Below are 17,700 nucleotides of genomic sequence, written 5' to 3'. Positions count from 1 at the left end.
GTGTTATTGAAGTGAGAATCGCAAGGCGGTCGTTCCCCGCCTTGCATCCTCTTATTCAATAGTAGGGACAATCTAATTGCCCACAGGAAGTAGAATTATGTCAATTGATTGGAATTGGGGGATTTTCTTACAAGAAGCCCCGTTTGGGAATACCACCTATTTAGGGTGGCTAATATCTGGCTTTGAAGTCACCATTGCACTTTCTATCTGTGCTTGGATCATCGCGTTTCTTGTCGGCTCTTTCTTTGGTATTTTACGAACAGTACCAAATCGCTACTTATCCATGTTAGGCACTATCTACGTTGAATTATTCCGTAATGTTCCCTTAATCGTGCAATTTTTTACGTGGTATTTGGTTATTCCAGAACTGTTACCTCGTTCGATTGGTGATTGGTTCAAAATGGATTTAGCCCCTAACTACCAATTTTTTATTTCATCAACCTTATGCCTCGGCTTATTTACAGCGGCGCGTGTCACAGAGCAAGTCAGAGCAGCAATTCAATCGCTTCCTCGAGGGCAAAAAAATGCGGCTCTCGCAATGGGGCTAACCTTGCCACAAACCTATCGCTATGTCTTATTACCTAATGCATATCGAGTTATTTTGCCACCAATGACGTCAGAAATGCTTAACTTGGTAAAAAACTCTGCCATTGCATCAACAATTGGTCTCGTTGACATGGCGGCACAAGCAGGAAAGCTGCTCGATTATTCTGCCCACGCTTGGGAGTCTTTTACGGCAATTACCCTAGCTTATGTTGGTATCAACTTAGTCATTATGGCACTGATGAGCATACTTGAGCGCAAAGTTCGCTTACCAGGCTCAATGGGAGGGCGATAATATGTTCTATGAATTTGATTGGAGCTCTATCGCGCCAAGTTGGCCATTCTTAGTCGATGGTTTAATTATTACCGCGAAAATAACTATCACGGCAATTATTGTTGGTATTTTATGGGGAACTGTTCTAGCGGTAATGCGGATCTCTTCCTTCAAACCATTTCGCTGGTTTGCGGCTCTCTATGTCAATACTTTTCGATCAATTCCGTTGGTCATGGTATTACTTTGGTTTTATCTCATTGTTCCTAACTTAGTCCAAAATGTTCTAGGCATCTCGCCAAAAACAGATATTCGTTTAATGTCAGCAATGATAGCATTCTCGCTTTTTGAAGCGGCTTATTACTCAGAAATTATCCGAGCGGGTATTCAAAGTATTTCTCGAGGCCAAGCTTCAGCAGCGCTTGCTTTAGGCATGACCAACATGCAAGCAATGAGATTAATTGTCTTGCCGCAAGCCTTTAAGGCAATGGTCCCACTACTACTAACCCAAGGTATTGTATTATTCCAAGATTCATCCTTGGTCTATGTTCTGAGCTTAACCGACTTCTTCCGTACAGCAACAAATATCGGTGAGCGTGACGGAACACAGGTGGAAATGATATTGTTTGCAGGTCTGGTGTATTTTATTATCAGCTTCGGCGCTTCAATGCTGGTGAATTATCTTAAGAAAAGGACTGTTTCATGATTACCCTGAAAAATGTATCTAAATGGTATGGCCAATTTCAGGTACTCACTGACTGTACAACTGAAGTCAAAAAAGGCGAGGTCGTCGTTGTCTGTGGGCCATCTGGTTCTGGTAAATCCACACTAATAAAAACGGTGAATGGTCTTGAACCTATTCAGCAGGGTGAAATTTTTGTAAATGGCATCCAGGTCAACAATAAAAAAACAGATTTAGCAAAATTGCGCTCAAAAGTCGGCATGGTGTTCCAGCATTTTGAGCTGTTCCCTCACCTTTCTATTATTGAAAATTTAACACTTGCTCAAGTCAAAGTGCTAAATAGAGATAAAAAAGAAGCTGAAAAGAAAGGGTTAAAACTTCTTGAGCGTGTTGGATTATCAAATCATGCCAATAAGTTTCCAGCCCAGCTTTCAGGCGGCCAGCAGCAACGTGTCGCTATCGCTCGCGCTTTGTGTATGGACCCCGTTGCCATGTTGTTTGATGAACCAACATCCGCACTTGACCCAGAAATGATCAATGAAGTTCTTGATGTTATGGTCAAGCTTGCAAATGAAGGTATGACAATGATGGTGGTGACCCATGAAATGGGCTTTGCCAAAAAAGTAGCCGATCGCGTCATTTTTATGGACGAAGGTAAAATAGTTGAAGATAGCAAGAAAGAAGATTTCTTTGAGAATCCTCAATCCGATCGCGCTAAAGACTTCCTCGCAAAAATTTTGCATTAATATCCACTAAGTTACCCTTTCCACTCCTTGGGGCTCAGATCAATATGACTGCGCCCCAACTAATATCTCTAAATATTATTTTCTCTCTAAATAGTTCATCGCTATAAATGCACAAAAAAAGATTAGATTCTCCCTTAAGCCAAATGGATCATCCATATCGTTTTTTTATGTAAAGAACTATCAATCATGAGTATTTTTAGTTAAGTTGTGTGGTTATAAGTTATGTCGTTATCAGCATAAAATTGTCTGAACCCGCTCCCCGAAAAGCAATATATAACTTCCTCATAAGTTTAGTTAATCAACTATTGTTGTTTTCGGTCATGATCCGCTATGCTATGCGGATCTGAATTAAAGAAATATATTTTAACGCTACTGAGTAGCATTTATTCACCATAGGATTATCGGTGCCATGCAAGAACAATATCGTCCAGAAGATATAGAGCCAAAAGTACAGAGTCACTGGGATGAAAAAGAAACTTTCAAAGTGACAGAAGACAACAGCAAAGAAAAATACTACTGCCTGTCAATGCTACCTTACCCTTCTGGCCGACTTCACATGGGGCATGTACGTAACTACACCATGGGTGATGTTATCTCCCGTTACCAACGTTTATTAGGTAAAAATGTGCTTCAACCAATTGGTTGGGATGCTTTTGGTCTACCAGCTGAAGGCGCTGCTGTAAAAAATAAAACAGCACCAGCACCTTGGACTTATGCCAATATTGATTACATGAAAACGCAGCTAAAAATGCTGGGCTTTGGGTATGATTGGAACCGTGAAGTTACCACTTGTACGCCTGAATATTATCGCTGGGAACAGTGGTTTTTCACCAAGCTTTATGAAAAAGGTTTAGTGTATAAAAAAACCTCAGCTGTTAACTGGTGCCCACACGATTTAACCGTACTGGCTAACGAACAAGTTATTGATGGTTGTTGCTGGCGTTGCGACACACCGGTTGAGCGTAAAGAAATTCCTCAGTGGTTTATTAAAATTACTGACTATGCAGAAGAACTGCTTAATGATCTCGACAATCTTGATGATTGGCCAGAACAAGTTAAAACAATGCAACGTAACTGGATTGGCCGCTCAGAAGGGGTTGATATTACGTTTAATGTTGCTGATCGTGATGACAAACTCACTGTTTACACAACGCGTCCAGATACTTTTATGGGCGTCACTTATGTTGCCGTTGCAGCAGGCCATCCATTAGCACAAGAAGCGGCAGCAAATAACCAAGAGCTCGCTGATTTCATTGCTGAATGCCGTAACACCAAAACATCTGAAGCTGATATGGCAACGATGGACAAAAAAGGTGTACCAACGGGGCTGTATGTTATTCATCCATTAACTCAAGAAAAACTGCCTATTTGGGCCGCTAACTTTGTATTAATGGAATATGGTACAGGTGCAGTTATGGCAGTTCCTGCTCATGACCAACGTGACTGGGAATTTGCGCATAAATATAATTTGCCACTCAAAGTGGTTATTGCAAATGCTGATGGCAGTGAACCTGACATCTCTGAAGAAGCAATGACTGAAAAATCCTCACTGATTAATTCAGGCGAATTTAGCGGATTAGACAATGCTGCTGGTTTTAACGCTATTGCAGATAAATTAGTTTCAATTGGCGTAGGTAACCGTAAAATCAACTATCGCTTACGTGATTGGGGTGTTTCTCGTCAACGTTATTGGGGAGCGCCAATCCCAATGGCAACATTGGAAGATGGCACGGTTGTTCCTGTTCCTGAAGATCAATTACCAGTCGTGTTACCTGAAGATGTTGAAATGGATGGCATCACCAGCCCAATAAAAGCAGATCCGCAATGGGCTAAAACGACAATTAATGGTCAACCTGCTCTACTTGAAACCGATACTTTTGATACCTTCATGGAATCATCTTGGTACTATGCTCGCTATACTTGCCCACATTATGATGAAGGCATGTTAGATCCTACAGCGGCTAACTACTGGCTTCCTGTTGACCAATATATTGGTGGTATTGAACACGCCATCATGCACTTAATGTATTTCCGTTTCTTCCATAAATTGATGCGTGATGCTGGATTAGTCAATTCAGATGAGCCTGCTAAGCGCTTACTGTGTCAAGGTATGGTTCTGGCAGATGCCTTCTACTACACTGGTGAAGATGGCCAGCGCGTATGGGTTTCTCCAACCGATGCAATTGTTGAACGTGATGAAAAAGGCCGTATAACTAAAGCTGTTGATAATGAAGGACATGAACTGGTTTATACCGGTATGAGCAAAATGTCCAAATCAAAAAACAATGGTATTGACCCACAATTGATGGTCGAAAAATACGGTGCTGATACTGTCCGCCTATTCATGATGTTTGCTGCTCCACCAGAACTCACTCTTGAATGGCAAGAATCAAGTGTTGAAGGCGCTAACCGTTTTGTACGCCGTGTATGGCGTTTAGTTCATGAGCACTCACAAAAAGGTGCAACACAACCTTTAGATATCAACACATTAACTGCTGAACAAAAAGATCTGCGCCGTGATCTGCATAAAACAATTGCTAAAGTGACAGACGATTTCGACCGTCGTTATGCGTTTAATACCGCAATTGCTGCCATCATGGAATTCATGAACAAATTAGTTCGTGCACCACAAGAAACTGAACAAGATCGCGCTTTAGTACAAGAATCTTTGGAAGCCATTGTTATCATGCTCTACCCAATCATTCCACATGCGTGCTTTGAAATGTGGCAAGCATTAGGCCATACAGATGATGTTGATTGTGCAGCTTGGCCAATAGCAGATAAAGACGCTATGGTGGATGACACCAAACTGGTTGTTATCCAAGTTAATGGTAAAGTCCGCGGTCGCGTAACTGTTCCTGCTGATGCAAATCAAGAATTTGTCCTTGATATGGCATCAAAAGAATACAGTGTTGCTAAATACCTTGAGGGCGTGAACATCCGTAAAGTCATTTATGTTCCTGGTAAACTACTGAACCTAGTAGTAGGCTGATAAGGAGGCCGAGTGCGCTATCTGATAACATTATTACTGAGCCTGTCGGTGCTAGTCACCGCAGGTTGCGGTTTTCGCTTGCAAGGAACAACACAAATTCCTGACGAGCTAAAAACATTACAATTAAGTTCAACGTCTCCTTATAGCCCGTTAACGCGTGCTGTTAGAGAACAACTTAGGTTAAATAATGTCACTTTAGTTGAAAATGGCAAGGCAGATATCCCTGTATTGAAAATCACGGGATCATCAGAAAAAACGGAAACTGTCTCAATTTATCAAGATGGTAAATCGGCAGAGAAACAGCTCACATTTGTCCTTAATGCACAAGTATTAATGCCAAACGGTTCTATCTACCCGTTACAGACTCAAGTTGAGCGCTCTTTCATTGATAACCCATTAGAAGCGCTTGCAAAAGATGCTGAAAATGAATTGGTCAAACAAGAAATGCGTGAACAAGCAGCGCGAATGTTAGTACGTAAATTACTGATTATTCATACTGCTGAACTTGAAAAGGAAAATGCAGCCAAAGCCGTGTCAGTAGAACCAGAATGATCCGTCTTTATCCTGAACAGCTGGCCTCTCAGTTACAAGAGTCTCTGAAAGGCCGCTATTTAATATGGGGCAATGAGCCCCTATTAATTCAAGAAAGCCAAGATGCAATCCGCAAAGTTGCTCACACTCATGGGTTTCTTGAAAACTTCACTTTCACTCTTGAACAACATACTGATTGGGATGAAATTTTTAGTCTTTGTCAGGCATTGAGTTTATTTGCATCTCGCCAATCATTAACCTTAATTTTGCCCGAAAATGGCCCTAATGCCGCAATGGCAGAAAAACTGGTAAAATTATCTCAATTACTCCACCCTGATTTGCTCCTTTTATTACGTGGGCAAAAGCTAACAAAAGCACAAGAAAATAGTGCTTGGTTTAAAGCGATTAGTGATGATGGCGTTTATATCAGCTGTTTAACACCTGAATATCAACGGCTGCCACAATGGGTTTCAAAACGTGCCAGCAATATGAATTTAAACCTCGAAACAGAAGCGAACCAACTACTTTGCTACTGTTATGAGGGGAATTTACTTGCCTTATCTCAAGCATTGGAACGGCTCTCATTACTGTATCCTGATGGTAAATTGACACTTCCTCGCGTTGAAAGTGCTGTTAACAATTCAGCCCATTTCACGCCATATCATTTGATAGATGCGATGTTGGCAGGAAAGTCATTCCGGGCATGGCATATTCTTGAGCAGTTACAACAGGAAGATACAGAAGTCGTTATTTTATTACGCACGGTTCAACGCGAATTAATGTTGCTGTTAACATTAAAACGTCAATCCGCGACAACCGCATTAAAATCATTATTTGATCAACATAAGGTTTGGCAAAATCGTCGTCCGTTGCTGACAGCTGCCTTGCAACGGCTAAGTTTACATCAATTACAATCAGCCCTACTTTTACTAACTCAAGCTGAATTGCATGCTAAGCAAGATTTTAGCCACTCTGTCTGGCCAGATTTGCAATCCTTATCGATGTTAATATGTACCGCAGCCTTACCAGAGAGTTTTATCCATGACCTTTAAGCAAGAAGGCCTTCAGGCACTATTTGGTGGGACATTTGACCCAATTCATTATGGACATTTGCGTCCAGTTGAAGCATTGGCAAAACAAGTTGGCCTACAAAAAGTTATTTTACTGCCTAATCATGTTCCACCACATCGTCCTCAACCCAAAGCAAATCCTAGCCAGCGCTTAGAAATGGTTAAATTAGCAATACAAGGTAATCCATTATTTACTATTGATACCAGAGAGTTAGAGAAAAACAGCCCTTCTTATACCATTGAAACGCTGGCGTCTTTACGCCAAGAAATGGGAGCAGAACAACCTCTTGCATTTATTATTGGGCAAGACTCTTTATTATCTATTCATACTTGGAATGGTTGGGAACAATTACTGGATTATTGTCATCTGTTAGTGTGCTCTCGCCCAGGTTATGATGCAGATTTCCAAGATCTCAAAATGCAAGATTGGCTTAACCAGCATAAAACAGACGATCCAAATAAACTAAGCCAAGTACCCCATGGTCATATTTTTTTAGCTAATACGCCATTAGTTAACATATCAGCCACTGAAATCCGTCAAGCATTGGCATCCGGTAAAACGTGTTATGACCTGATCCCTGCACCTGTTATCGATTACATTTATCAGCACCATCTTTATCAAAATTAATTTAGCGCCCTGATATGTTCACATTCAGGGTAAGGTGATAAATAATATTGTTCGCTTAAATAGGTGTTTGGGTATTGAGTAAGAAGCTGTTTCAGCAAGGCTAAAGGCGCGTTGATAGATAAACGCCCATTAAGATATTTATTAATTACCTCATCTAAATTTATCTTCTCATCTTTTGTTGCAATTTTTTTGAAATAGCCTTGAATATGGCGAATCGCGTTTACCTGCAATTTACGCGGTGGTGTTTGAGCAAGAATAGCGAGCAATGTTGTACGATACTGAGAATAAAAATCACTGAGTTGGCTATTTTTTTGAATAGCAGCAACCCACTTTCCAGTCAGTTGATAGCCTTGTGGTGAATACGCCATTAATAAATATTTATGTCGACTATGAAATTGAATGATTTGGTGATGACTTAAATTAGCCATGAGTTGCTTGAGACGATATTGCGTATAAAGCTGGAGTAAAAATCGGTCAAGCTGTTCTGCATTTTGCCATTCACGACATTTTAATATCGGCGTATTTTCAGGTAATTGTCTCGCAAGCTCATCATATAAATTATCATGGCATATTACTCCAGCCAATTCCTCATCGCCCAGTTGAGAGATAAATTGCACATGGTTTTGAGTTAATTTAACAATTTTATCAGTGGGATATGTTATTTCTCCCATTAAAGCCACCGGAAAAAGTTGCGCCTGCATGACAGATATTCTCCATTTTCTATTGTTAGTTCTCGCCTCTGCTTAGCCGTCTATTACATTGTAAAGTTTGTATAAATTCCTTGAACTTAGCCGCAGTTACTCATATAAATTCCACACATTAATTAATATATAAGAATTTAGCCGATTTTTCTCAAAATCTAGGGTAAAATGCCCCGACCTTAACAGGTATATTACAAACATTGTTTAACTTTATGCACTGTATAATTTGAATAGAATAAAAGGTGAACCTTTTGCAAGGAACTGAACTTCAACAATTTATAATCGCTCAGCTTGATGATGCAAAAGCTGAAGATATCATGACTATTGATGTCCGTGGAAAATCAAGTATTACTGACCAAATGGTCATCTGTACTGGTACATCAAGCCGCCATCTCATGTCTGTTGCAGACCGCTTAATTGAAGCATGCCGTAAAAATGGCCTCCATCCACTTGGCGTTGAAGGCCAAGGCGTATCTGATTGGATTGTCGTTGACCTTGGTGAAGCGATTGTTCATATCATGCAAGATGAAAGCCGTCGCATGTATGAACTTGAAAAACTCTGGAGCTGAGTTTGAAATTACAACTCATTGCTGTAGGGACAAAAATGCCGGACTGGGTTCAGACCGGCTTTATGGATTATCTGCACCGTTTTCCTAAAGATATGCCTTTTGAGCTGATTGAAATACCCGCAGGAAAACGTGGCAAAAATGCAGACATTAAACGCATTCTCGAAAAAGAAGGTGAATTGATGTTAGCGGCTGTTGGTAAAGGCAATCGAATTGTCACATTGGATATACCAGGTGATCGCTGGGATACACCAAAGCTTGCTAATCAACTTGAAAGTTGGAAACAAGACGGGCGAAATGTTAGCCTGCTTATTGGCGGACCGGAAGGGTTAGCCCCTGCTTGTAAAGATGCCGCTATGCAAAGTTGGTCTCTTTCTCCACTAACTCTGCCCCATCCACTTGTCAGAGTACTTGTTGCAGAAAGCCTTTATCGAGCTTGGAGCATTACGACTAATCACCCATATCATCGGGAATAGTCAGTTTTTAATATATTCACTATGGCAGTGGCATGAAAAATCAGCGTACCCCTTTTCGCGACCACACAGCAGAATCGATGTTATTTATCCGTCGAGCATTAATTGCTTTCGGCGTGATCGTGTTATTAACCGCTATTCTTGTCACTAATTTGTATCATTTACAAGTTGTTCGCCACGAAGATTATCAAACTCGCTCAAACGACAACCGCATAAAACTGGTTCCTATTGCACCAAGTCGAGGCATTATTTACGATCGTAATGGTGTTCAACTTGCCCTAAATAAAACATTCTACCAACTCGAAATTGTTCCGGAAAAAGTTGAAGACCTTCAAGATACGCTCAATAAATTGCGTGAGATTGTTGGGCTGACTGATGAAGATATTGCTAACTTTGAAAAAGAGCGCAAGCGCTCCCGCCGCTTCACGTCAATTGCACTAAAAACACAACTCGATGAAGTGCAGGTTGCTCGTTTCGCTGTTAATCAATACCGTTTTCCTGGCCTAGAAGTCAAAAGTTATCAGCGCCGTTCATATCCTTATGGTTCTGCGTTAACTCATGTTATTGGCTATGTAGCGAAAAAGAATGATAAAGATGTGGAGCGCCTTGAAAAAGAAGGCCTTTCTGCAAACTATGCCGCCAGTTACGATATCGGAAAATTAGGTATTGAGCGCTATTATGAAGATATTTTGCATGGCAAAACTGGCTATGAAGAAGTGGAAGTTAACAGCCGTGGTCGAGTCATTCGCCAATTACACGAGCAGCCGCCACAAGCGGGTCGTGATATCTATTTAACCATTGACCTTGAACTTCAAACATATATTGAAAAATTACTGACAACCAGCCGCGCGGCTGTCATTGTCACGGATCCGCGTAATGGTGAAATATTAGCATTGGTCTCTAACCCAAGCTATGACTCAAACCTTTTTGTTAATGGCATATCAAATAAAGACTATCAAGCGCTTTTAAATAACCCAGACAGACCATTAATTAATCGGACAACTCAAGGGCTGTATCCACCAGCTTCAACAGTAAAACCGTTTATTTCTGTTGCGGCTTTAAGTGAAAAAGTTATCACACCAACTACCACCATTTTTGACCCCGGTTGGTGGCAGCTACCTGGTTCAGAAAAACGCTATCGTGACTGGAAACGCTGGGGACATGGTAAATTAAATGTTACTAAATCGATTATTGAATCAGCGGATACCTTCTTCTATCAGGTTGCCTATGATATGGGAATCGATAGATTATCCAATTGGATGTCAAAATTTGGCTTTGGTGACTATACCGGTATTGATCTTGCTGAAGAGCGCTCTGGGATCATGCCGACTCGCGAATGGAAGCAAAAACGCTATAAAAAGCCTTGGTATCAAGGGGATACTATTCCCGTCGGTATTGGGCAAGGTTATTGGACTGCAACACCTATCCAACTTTCTAAAGCCTTGATGACGTTAATCAATGATGGCCAAGTAAAGACGCCACATTTGCTTTATGGAACAAAATTAGGCAATGCTATGGTTCCTTATGAAGACAAAGGAACCAGCCAAATTGGTGATATCCATTCAGGTTTCTGGGAAATCGCTAAACAAGGAATGTATGGCGTTGCGAATGCCCCAAATGGAACAGGCCGCCGTAGCTTTGTTGGTACCCCCTATAAAGCAGCCGCTAAATCGGGGACTGCGCAAGTTTTCAGCTATGAAACCTACAATGCCAGTAAACTTGCTGAGCATTTACGCGATCATAAATTAATGATGGCTTATGCTCCTTATGATAAACCGACCGTTGCTGTTGCTATTATTTTAGAAAATGGGGGAGCAGGTCCCGCTGTCGGTGATCTTGTTAGACAAATATTTGACCATGTTCTGTTAGGTGACAATAAAACACGGCTAAGCAGTACACCAGCAAGCCCAGAGGAAGACCGTTAACATTATGACAGACGATAAAAATAAATTATCACTCTCAACACGTCTGCACATTGATGTGCCTATGCTGCTGATCGTTTTAGCGCTACTTGCTTATAGCGCTATGATCATGTGGAGCGCAAGTGGGCAAGATATAGAAATGATGGAACGCAAAATGGGGCAAATCGCTGCTGGGCTGGTAGTGATGATTGTTATGGCACAAATTCCCCCACGTGTTTATGAAAACCTCGCTCCGCAACTGTATATATTTTGTGTCATTTTACTTATCTTTGTGGATGCTTTTGGGCAAATAAGTAAAGGCGCACAACGCTGGCTAGACCTTGGTATTATTCGCTTTCAACCATCAGAAATCGCCAAAATTGCAGTACCGCTCATGGTGGCGAGGTTTATGAATCGTGATTTATGTCCACCATCATTAAAAAATACCATGATTGCATTGGTACTTATTTTCTTACCAACCTTACTTGTTGCCGCGCAACCTGACCTTGGAACGTCAATATTAGTCGCTACTTCAGGTTTATTTGTGCTGTTTTTAGCCGGTATGAGTTGGCGATTGATTACCATTGCAGCCGTTGCGCTCGCCGCTTTTATCCCTCTACTGTGGTTTTTCTTAATGCATGATTACCAAAGGGCGCGCGTGATGATGTTGCTTGATCCAGAAAGTGACCCTCTTGGTGCTGGCTATCATATTATTCAATCCAAAATTGCCATTGGATCTGGTGGCCTGATGGGTAAAGGTTGGTTACATGGTACACAATCACAATTAGAATTTTTGCCTGAGCGTCATACCGACTTTATCTTTGCAGTATTATCCGAAGAGCTTGGTTTGATTGGTGTATTAGTTTTATTAGCGCTTTACCTACTGCTAATTATAAGAGGACTGTATATTGCCGCTAATGCGCAAAATACATTTGGCCGCGTTATGGTTGGTGGCTTAATCCTGATCCTTTTTGTTTATGTATTTGTGAATATCGGAATGGTCAGTGGTATATTACCCGTCGTTGGTGTTCCACTACCTCTTGTCAGCTATGGTGGCTCCGCTCTCATTGTTTTAATGGCTGGATTCGGTATTATCATGTCTATTCATACACACAAAAAATTTCTTTCCAAGAGTTTATAAAAGAGGCTTAGTATGCGTTTTCAATGGATTATCCTTAGCATTACCGCAGCATTGCTTAGCGGATGTGTTACTGAAGAAAAGCCCAAGCAACCTACGAATATTCCTGCGGTGCCAACTCAGGATGTTCTAGGTGCTGAGCCTCATTATGAGCCTTATCACCCAACTGCAAATAGTGACTATCAGCGAAATGGTCAACAATATCAAATCGTTCGTGATACATCACAATTTTCTCAAACGGGCTACGCCTCTATTTATGGTACAGAAGCTACTGGCAATATGAGTGCAATTGGTGAACGTATTAATCCTGTTGATTTAACAGCATCACACCCAACACTTCCGATCCCAAGTTATGTACGCATCACCAATATGATGAATGGTCGAATGATGGTAGTTCGCGTTAATGATAGAGGCCCTTATACACAAGGCAAAAATATTGCAGTGTCGCGTGCTGTTGCTGATCGCTTAAATTTAATGCCGTCTACTAAAATCAAAATAGATGCTATTCAAGTTGCGCCAGATGGTTCATTATCCGGCCCCGGCACAATTGGCTCTAATTTTGTAAAACAAAGTTATGCGCTGCCAGGTCGCCCACAATTAGGTTCAGGCCCAATGGGAACTCCGGTTATGGAAAATCTCCCTACCCCCGAAAATGTTCTCCCAGCGCAGCAACCAACGACTCCAATGGAACCTGTTGTGCCTGAACACGATTTCAAGCTCACAGAACCACAAGAACCACAAGCTGAAGCGCCAGTCGACGCAGTTCCTGAAACGGGTTATTTAGTGCAAGTTGGCGCAATTGGTAATCGCCAAAATGCGGATACCATGCTGAAGAACTTAAAAAACAAATTTGATGTTCCGGGACGCCTACAGCCTTACAGCAATATTTATCGCGTTCAATTAGGGCCATTTAAAGAAAGGCAGCAAGCCGTCGATCTACAAGCACGCATTCAGGCAGAGCTACATCAAGCCTCGATGGTTATTGCGCCTTAAAATTTGTCGTAAACTCGTGTAAAAATATTGGCGCAGTACCAAAGCCCCTTTTCTTAATCATCATAGCTTTGTTAAACTGCGCCTCCTTGTGTTAACCGAATTCCGGATGTCACTATACAACCATGAAAAATTCTGTTTCTTTGCGCACGTTGCGCTGTACTTTATTAAGCGCCACCCTGCTTCTTTCTATTACTAACATCGCACATGCAAATGAACCATTCCCGAATACACCTGTTCCTTCGGCACCGGACATTGATGCTGAAGCTTATATTTTAATTGATTACAATTCGGGTAAAGTTTTAGCGGCCAAAAATGCGGATCAACGCCGCGATCCTGCTAGCTTAACCAAAATGATGACTAGCTATGTTATTGGCCAAGCAATCAAATCTGGGAAAATTGGTGCTGAAGATATGGTCACCGTTAACGAAGATGCATGGGCGACAGGCAATCCAATTTTCAAAGGTTCGTCTTTGATGTTTTTAAAACCGGGTGATCGCGTTAGCGTTTCCCAATTAACACGCGGAATTAACTTGCAATCAGGCAATGATGCATGCGTTGCTATGGCAGATTATGTAGCTGGCGATCAAAGCAACTTTGTGCGTTTAATGAATGATTATGTTGGTAAACTTGGCCTACAAAACACGCATTTCAAAACAGTTCATGGCTTAGATGCTGAAGGCCAATATAGTTCTGCAAGGGATATGGCACTTATCGGGCAAGCCTTGATCCGCGATGTTCCCGAAGAATACGCGATTTATAAAGAAAAAGAATTTACCTTTAATAATATCCGCCAAACAAACCGTAATGGCCTGTTATGGGATAAAAGCCTTGCTGTTGATGGAATTAAAACAGGTCATACTAATGCTGCGGGCTTTAATTTAGTTGCCTCTGCAACTGAAGGTGATATGCGCCTAATTTCTGCTGTTATGGGCGGAAAAAGTATGAAAGGTCGTGATGCAGAAAGTAAAAAACTGCTGACCTACGGTTTTCGTTTTTATGAAACAGTAAAACCATTACAAGCCGGTGTTGAATTTGCCTCAGAACCAGTTTGGTTTGGTGATGATAATAAAGTGAAGTTAGGGGTAACTGAAGATCTATTCCTCACCATTCCTCGTGGTCGCCTTAAAGATCTCAAAGCAAGTTATGACATTGCAAGTAATGAGCTTGAAGCGCCACTCAGTAAAGGGCAACAAGTTGGTACTATTAACTTCCAACTTGATGGTAAAACCATTGAACAACGCCCACTTGTTGTACTCAAAGATGTGGAAGAAGGTGGATTTTTCAGTCGTTTGATTGATTATATTAAATTACTATTCCATCGTTGGTTTGGTTAGACCTTGAATAAATTATAGAGCATCCCCATATATTTTATATCAAGAGCTGATGGGATGAATTATCTCATCAGCATTATTTATGCTATTAGGAGCGCCCATGAAAACCAAATTAAATGAACTGCTTGAGTTCCCTTGCTCATTCACTTACAAAGTGATGGGAGTAGCAGAACCTGAGCTACTTGATGAGGTCGTTGAAGTAGTTCAACGCCATGCTCCGGGTGATTATTCTCCAGAAGTGAAACCAAGCAGCAAAGGTAATTATCACTCAGTTTCAATTACAATTAATGCAACTCACATTGACCAAGTTGAAAAGCTGTATGAAGAGCTCGGTGCATTAGAACGTGTTAAAATGGTTCTTTAATTATTCTAAAAATAGCACTGACATATATTTATATTTCTGCTTTTTAATCTAACTTAAAATCAACTACGTCTTAATAATTAGATATTAATTTATTAAGACGTAGTTTTTATATTAATTATTTAATTTTAATAAAAATACTCTATTTTAATATGATTTATAATGAAAAATAATGATTCATTATGAATCAGTTGCTCTTTTATAAGACGATTATTATTCTCTAATTTCTATTTTAAATATATAATGAGGAATATAATAGTGTCTATTTCAAATATTTCGTTGTCTAACTCGCAACAAATGAGTATAAGTAATATATCTACAGATAAAAAAACCGTTCATAAACAAGATATTAATAATCTTAAAAAAGAACTTAAGTCAATTAGTAATCTTATTGATGACTTAAGTAAAAAAAGTAATCCTAAAACAATGAATAGTCTTTCATTCATGTCTAAAAATATTGCCATTTATGATGTAAAAAAGAATATTAGCAAAGGTCAAACAACTCTTATTAGTTTAAAAGGAAAAGTTAACGACCTAAAAGGAAAAATTAATAGTTCATCTTATAAGCATAATGCATCTAAGATGCAATCATTAGATAAATTTGAGAACCAACTCAATAATCTCTCATCAAATTTAAAATCTTCAAAGAGTAATATAAAAAATATCGACGATATGGATAAACATAATCACCATATAATGACACCAAAATATCAAGAGGCTGAAAAAGCACAAAATGACAATTTAAAAAAAATACATCAAGATTTTATGAAAGCTAATCCTCATTATTCTGAAGGGGGAATGGTTAAGTAATTCATGTTGACGGTGTATATGAATACTGTACACCGTTTTCAATAATAACACCTTTTTGTTACGACTATTGAGGATAATATTTCAAAAAATGTCACGAGTCTTTATTTAAATAAAACATATAATTTAACATATTAATATTGTATTAGTTGCAGTATTTTACTGCGTAAAACTAGCGATATAACCCGACCAGCGTTATACTAGCGATCCATTGTTTTAATGTGGATGTTACAATATTGTCAACAAAAAATATTATAGTGCGCCAATTCGGGTTAGCTCCCTACCAAAAAATCTCTGACAAAATGCACCAGTTTACTGAAACTCGGGTTCAAGAGACACCTGATGAACTTTGGCTTGTTGAGCACCCTCGAGTCTTTACTCAAGGTCAAGCGGGCAAAGCAGAGCATGTCCTCGCACCGGGAGATATTCCGGTGATCCAAAGTGATCGCGGTGGACAAGTTACCTACCATGGCCCCGGCCAACAAGTTATGTATGTGATGCTAGATCTGAAACGCAACAAAATTGGCGTGCGCGATCTCGTGACCGCGCTTGAAACCACGGTGGTTAAAACACTCGCACATTACCAAGTTGATGCCTATCCTCGCCCTGATGCACCGGGTGTATATGTCAATGGCGACAAAATTTGCTCATTAGGTTTACGTATCCGTAAAGGCTGCTCATTTCATGGTTTAGCGCTGAATATTAATATGGATCTTGAACCTTTTAACCGCATCAATCCTTGCGGTTATGCGCAATTAAAAATGATTCAACTTCGCAATTTTGTACCACAAGTGACATTAGCCGATGTTCAGCCCGTGCTAATTAAACAGTTCTGTGACACACTAGGATTTCATGTTGCTCAGTAATCATGCTATAATTTTTTAACATTTTTCAAATAAATTTTAATGGATAAGTAACGGCTCCCGTACTTAATATTCACAGAAATAGACTTATCCAATGACTTCAAAGAGACCTGGAACCGGCACAATTATGAGTAAACCTATTCAGATAGAACGCGGAATCAAATATCGTGACGCCGATAAAATGGCGCTGATCCCTGTCAAAAACGTTGTCACTGAGCGCGAAGAAATTCTACGTAAACCCGATTGGATGAAAATTAGGCTGCCGGCAGATTCAACTCGGATTCAAGGGATCAAAGCTGCAATGCGCAAAAATGGTTTGCATTCGGTCTGTGAAGAAGCATCCTGCCCCAACTTATCCGAATGTTTTAACCACGGAACAGCAACTTTTATGATTTTGGGTGCTATTTGTACCCGCCGCTGTCCTTTCTGTGATGTTGCTCATGGACGCCCAAATGCGCCAGATGCAAATGAGCCAATCAAACTCGCCCAAACTATTAAAGATATGGCGTTACGTTATGTCGTGATCACATCGGTTGACCGTGATGATTTACGTGATGGTGGTGCTCAGCACTTTGCTGATTGTATTAGCGCAATCCGTGAAAAAAATTCAACCATTAAAATTGAAACTTTAGTACCAGACTTTCGCGGTAGAATGGATAGAGCATTAGATATTCTGATCGAAACACCACCCGATGTTTTTAACCACAACTTAGAAAACGTACCACGTGTTTATCGCCAAGTTCGTCCTGGTGCCAACTATGAATGGTCACTGAAACTTCTTGAAAGATTCAAAGAAGCTCACCCTGAAATTCCAACTAAATCAGGGCTGATGATTGGTTTAGGTGAAACAAATGAAGAAATCATTGACGTTATGCGTGATTTACGCCGTCATGGTGTCACTATGTTAACACTTGGGCAGTATTTACAACCAAGCCGCCATCATCTTCCTGTGAAGCGCTATGTGAGCCCTGCGGAGTTTGATGAAATGAAAGAAGAAGCAATGGCGATGGGCTTCACTCATGCTGCTTGTGGTCCTTTCGTTCGCTCTTCCTACCATGCGGATCTCCAAGCGAAAGGTGAAGAAGTCAAGTAACCCGCTTCTA

18 protein-coding genes are annotated in these 17,700 nt (G+C 40.4%); 17 read left to right on the top strand and 1 reads right to left on the bottom strand.

The window, feature by feature from the left end:
• Positions 1–97: 97 nt before the first annotated feature.
• The 7 genes from OO7_RS05810 (at position 98) to nadD (ending at position 7,463) form a co-directional block, all read left to right on the top strand.
• Entirely contained in the window at positions 98–838 is a 741-nt protein-coding gene (locus OO7_RS05810) for an amino acid ABC transporter permease (RefSeq protein ID WP_008915028.1), read from the top strand.
• Between the two features lies 1 nt (position 839).
• Positions 840–1,520 carry a glutamate/aspartate ABC transporter permease GltK gene (gene gltK, locus OO7_RS05805; protein ID WP_008915027.1) on the top strand — a complete coding sequence of 227 codons (681 nt, stop codon included), beginning with the start codon at positions 840–842 and terminating at the stop codon, positions 1,518–1,520.
• On the top strand, positions 1,517–2,242 hold the full coding sequence (locus tag OO7_RS05800; protein ID WP_008915026.1) for an amino acid ABC transporter ATP-binding protein: 726 nt from the start codon (positions 1,517–1,519) through the stop codon (positions 2,240–2,242). The genes gltK and OO7_RS05800 overlap by 4 nt, the downstream gene beginning before the upstream one ends.
• A 409-nt stretch (positions 2,243–2,651) precedes the next feature.
• Entirely contained in the window at positions 2,652–5,234 is a 2,583-nt protein-coding gene (leuS, locus tag OO7_RS05795) for a leucine--tRNA ligase (RefSeq protein ID WP_008915025.1), read from the top strand.
• A gap of 12 nt (positions 5,235–5,246) precedes the next feature.
• Complete coding sequence (lptE, locus tag OO7_RS05790) at positions 5,247–5,786, top strand: LPS assembly lipoprotein LptE (protein ID WP_008915024.1); 540 nt, start codon at positions 5,247–5,249, stop codon at positions 5,784–5,786.
• Complete coding sequence (gene holA / locus OO7_RS05785) at positions 5,783–6,817, top strand: DNA polymerase III subunit delta (RefSeq protein WP_008915023.1); 1,035 nt, start codon at positions 5,783–5,785, stop codon at positions 6,815–6,817. The genes lptE and holA overlap by 4 nt, the downstream gene beginning before the upstream one ends.
• Positions 6,807–7,463, top strand: coding sequence for a nicotinate-nucleotide adenylyltransferase (gene nadD / locus OO7_RS05780; protein WP_008915022.1), 657 nt, complete (start codon positions 6,807–6,809; stop codon positions 7,461–7,463). The genes holA and nadD overlap by 11 nt, the downstream gene beginning before the upstream one ends.
• Here the strand turns inward: nadD and OO7_RS05775 are convergent.
• Positions 7,460–8,134, bottom strand: coding sequence for a YbgA family protein (locus OO7_RS05775; RefSeq protein ID WP_236620674.1), 675 nt, complete (start codon positions 8,132–8,134; stop codon positions 7,460–7,462). The genes nadD and OO7_RS05775 overlap by 4 nt on opposite strands.
• A gap of 272 nt (positions 8,135–8,406) precedes the next feature.
• On the opposite strand from OO7_RS05775, the gene rsfS reads away from it, so the two are divergent.
• From rsfS to lipA, 10 genes are all read left to right on the top strand, one after another.
• Positions 8,407–8,733, top strand: a complete 327-nt coding sequence (rsfS, locus tag OO7_RS05770) for a ribosome silencing factor (protein ID WP_083928974.1) — start codon at positions 8,407–8,409, stop codon at positions 8,731–8,733.
• Between the two features lie 2 nt (positions 8,734–8,735).
• Positions 8,736–9,206: a 23S rRNA (pseudouridine(1915)-N(3))-methyltransferase RlmH gene (rlmH, locus tag OO7_RS05765; protein ID WP_008915019.1), complete on the top strand. Its 471-nt coding sequence runs from the start codon at positions 8,736–8,738 to the stop codon at positions 9,204–9,206.
• 32 nt (positions 9,207–9,238) lie between these two features.
• Entirely contained in the window at positions 9,239–11,128 is a 1,890-nt protein-coding gene (gene mrdA / locus OO7_RS05760; protein ID WP_008915018.1) for a peptidoglycan DD-transpeptidase MrdA, read from the top strand.
• A gap of 4 nt (positions 11,129–11,132) precedes the next feature.
• Positions 11,133–12,245, top strand: a complete 1,113-nt coding sequence (mrdB, locus tag OO7_RS05755; protein WP_008915017.1) for a peptidoglycan glycosyltransferase MrdB — start codon at positions 11,133–11,135, stop codon at positions 12,243–12,245.
• Positions 12,246–12,257: 12 nt separating this feature from the next.
• Complete coding sequence (rlpA, locus tag OO7_RS05750) at positions 12,258–13,235, top strand: endolytic peptidoglycan transglycosylase RlpA (protein WP_008915016.1); 978 nt, start codon at positions 12,258–12,260, stop codon at positions 13,233–13,235.
• Between the two features lie 122 nt (positions 13,236–13,357).
• Positions 13,358–14,569 (top strand): D-alanyl-D-alanine carboxypeptidase DacA, encoded by a 1,212-nt coding sequence (dacA, locus tag OO7_RS05745; RefSeq protein ID WP_008915015.1) that lies wholly within the window; start codon positions 13,358–13,360, stop codon positions 14,567–14,569.
• Between the two features lie 97 nt (positions 14,570–14,666).
• Entirely contained in the window at positions 14,667–14,930 is a 264-nt protein-coding gene (gene ybeD / locus OO7_RS05740) for a DUF493 family protein YbeD (RefSeq protein WP_008915014.1), read from the top strand.
• A 255-nt stretch (positions 14,931–15,185) separates the two neighbouring features.
• Positions 15,186–15,737: a hypothetical protein gene (locus OO7_RS05735; RefSeq protein ID WP_008915013.1), complete on the top strand. Its 552-nt coding sequence runs from the start codon at positions 15,186–15,188 to the stop codon at positions 15,735–15,737.
• 299 nt (positions 15,738–16,036) lie between these two features.
• On the top strand, positions 16,037–16,600 hold the full coding sequence (gene lipB / locus OO7_RS05730; protein WP_236620686.1) for a lipoyl(octanoyl) transferase LipB: 564 nt from the start codon (positions 16,037–16,039) through the stop codon (positions 16,598–16,600).
• Between the two features lie 124 nt (positions 16,601–16,724).
• The gene (gene lipA / locus OO7_RS05725; protein WP_008915011.1) at positions 16,725–17,690 is read left to right on the top strand and encodes a lipoyl synthase; all 966 of its coding nucleotides are present in this window, start codon (positions 16,725–16,727) and stop codon (positions 17,688–17,690) included.
• Positions 17,691–17,700 lie beyond the last annotated feature (10 nt).

The organism is Providencia sneebia DSM 19967 (assembly GCF_000314895.2).
Classification (GTDB): Bacteria; Pseudomonadota; Gammaproteobacteria; order Enterobacterales; family Enterobacteriaceae; genus Providencia; species Providencia sneebia.
Note: the sequence above shows the minus strand (reverse complement) of the source record. Positions and strands in the feature narration are given on the sequence as shown.

What these genes read in the sequence shown, in the direction of transcription:
- leuS (WP_008915025.1), top strand. Translation starts at nt 2,652, where the DNA reads ATGCAAGAACAATATCGTCCAGAAGATATAGAGCCAAAAGTACAGAGT.
- holA (WP_008915023.1), top strand. Translation starts at nt 5,783, where the DNA reads ATGATCCGTCTTTATCCTGAACAGCTGGCCTCTCAGTTACAAGAGTCT.
- OO7_RS05810 (WP_008915028.1), top strand. Translation starts at nt 98, where the DNA reads ATGTCAATTGATTGGAATTGGGGGATTTTCTTACAAGAAGCCCCGTTT.
- gltK (WP_008915027.1), top strand. Translation starts at nt 840, where the DNA reads ATGTTCTATGAATTTGATTGGAGCTCTATCGCGCCAAGTTGGCCATTC.
- ybeD (WP_008915014.1), top strand. Translation starts at nt 14,667, where the DNA reads ATGAAAACCAAATTAAATGAACTGCTTGAGTTCCCTTGCTCATTCACT.
- lipA (WP_008915011.1), top strand. Translation starts at nt 16,725, where the DNA reads ATGAGTAAACCTATTCAGATAGAACGCGGAATCAAATATCGTGACGCC.
- mrdA (WP_008915018.1), top strand. Translation starts at nt 9,239, where the DNA reads ATGAAAAATCAGCGTACCCCTTTTCGCGACCACACAGCAGAATCGATG.
- rlpA (WP_008915016.1), top strand. Translation starts at nt 12,258, where the DNA reads ATGCGTTTTCAATGGATTATCCTTAGCATTACCGCAGCATTGCTTAGC.
- OO7_RS05800 (WP_008915026.1), top strand. Translation starts at nt 1,517, where the DNA reads ATGATTACCCTGAAAAATGTATCTAAATGGTATGGCCAATTTCAGGTA.
- OO7_RS05775 (WP_236620674.1), bottom strand. Translation starts at nt 8,134, where the DNA reads ATGGGAGAAATAACATATCCCACTGATAAAATTGTTAAATTAACTCAA.
- nadD (WP_008915022.1), top strand. Translation starts at nt 6,807, where the DNA reads ATGACCTTTAAGCAAGAAGGCCTTCAGGCACTATTTGGTGGGACATTT.
- lipB (WP_236620686.1), top strand. Translation starts at nt 16,037, where the DNA reads ATGCACCAGTTTACTGAAACTCGGGTTCAAGAGACACCTGATGAACTT.
- dacA (WP_008915015.1), top strand. Translation starts at nt 13,358, where the DNA reads ATGAAAAATTCTGTTTCTTTGCGCACGTTGCGCTGTACTTTATTAAGC.
- mrdB (WP_008915017.1), top strand. Translation starts at nt 11,133, where the DNA reads ATGACAGACGATAAAAATAAATTATCACTCTCAACACGTCTGCACATT.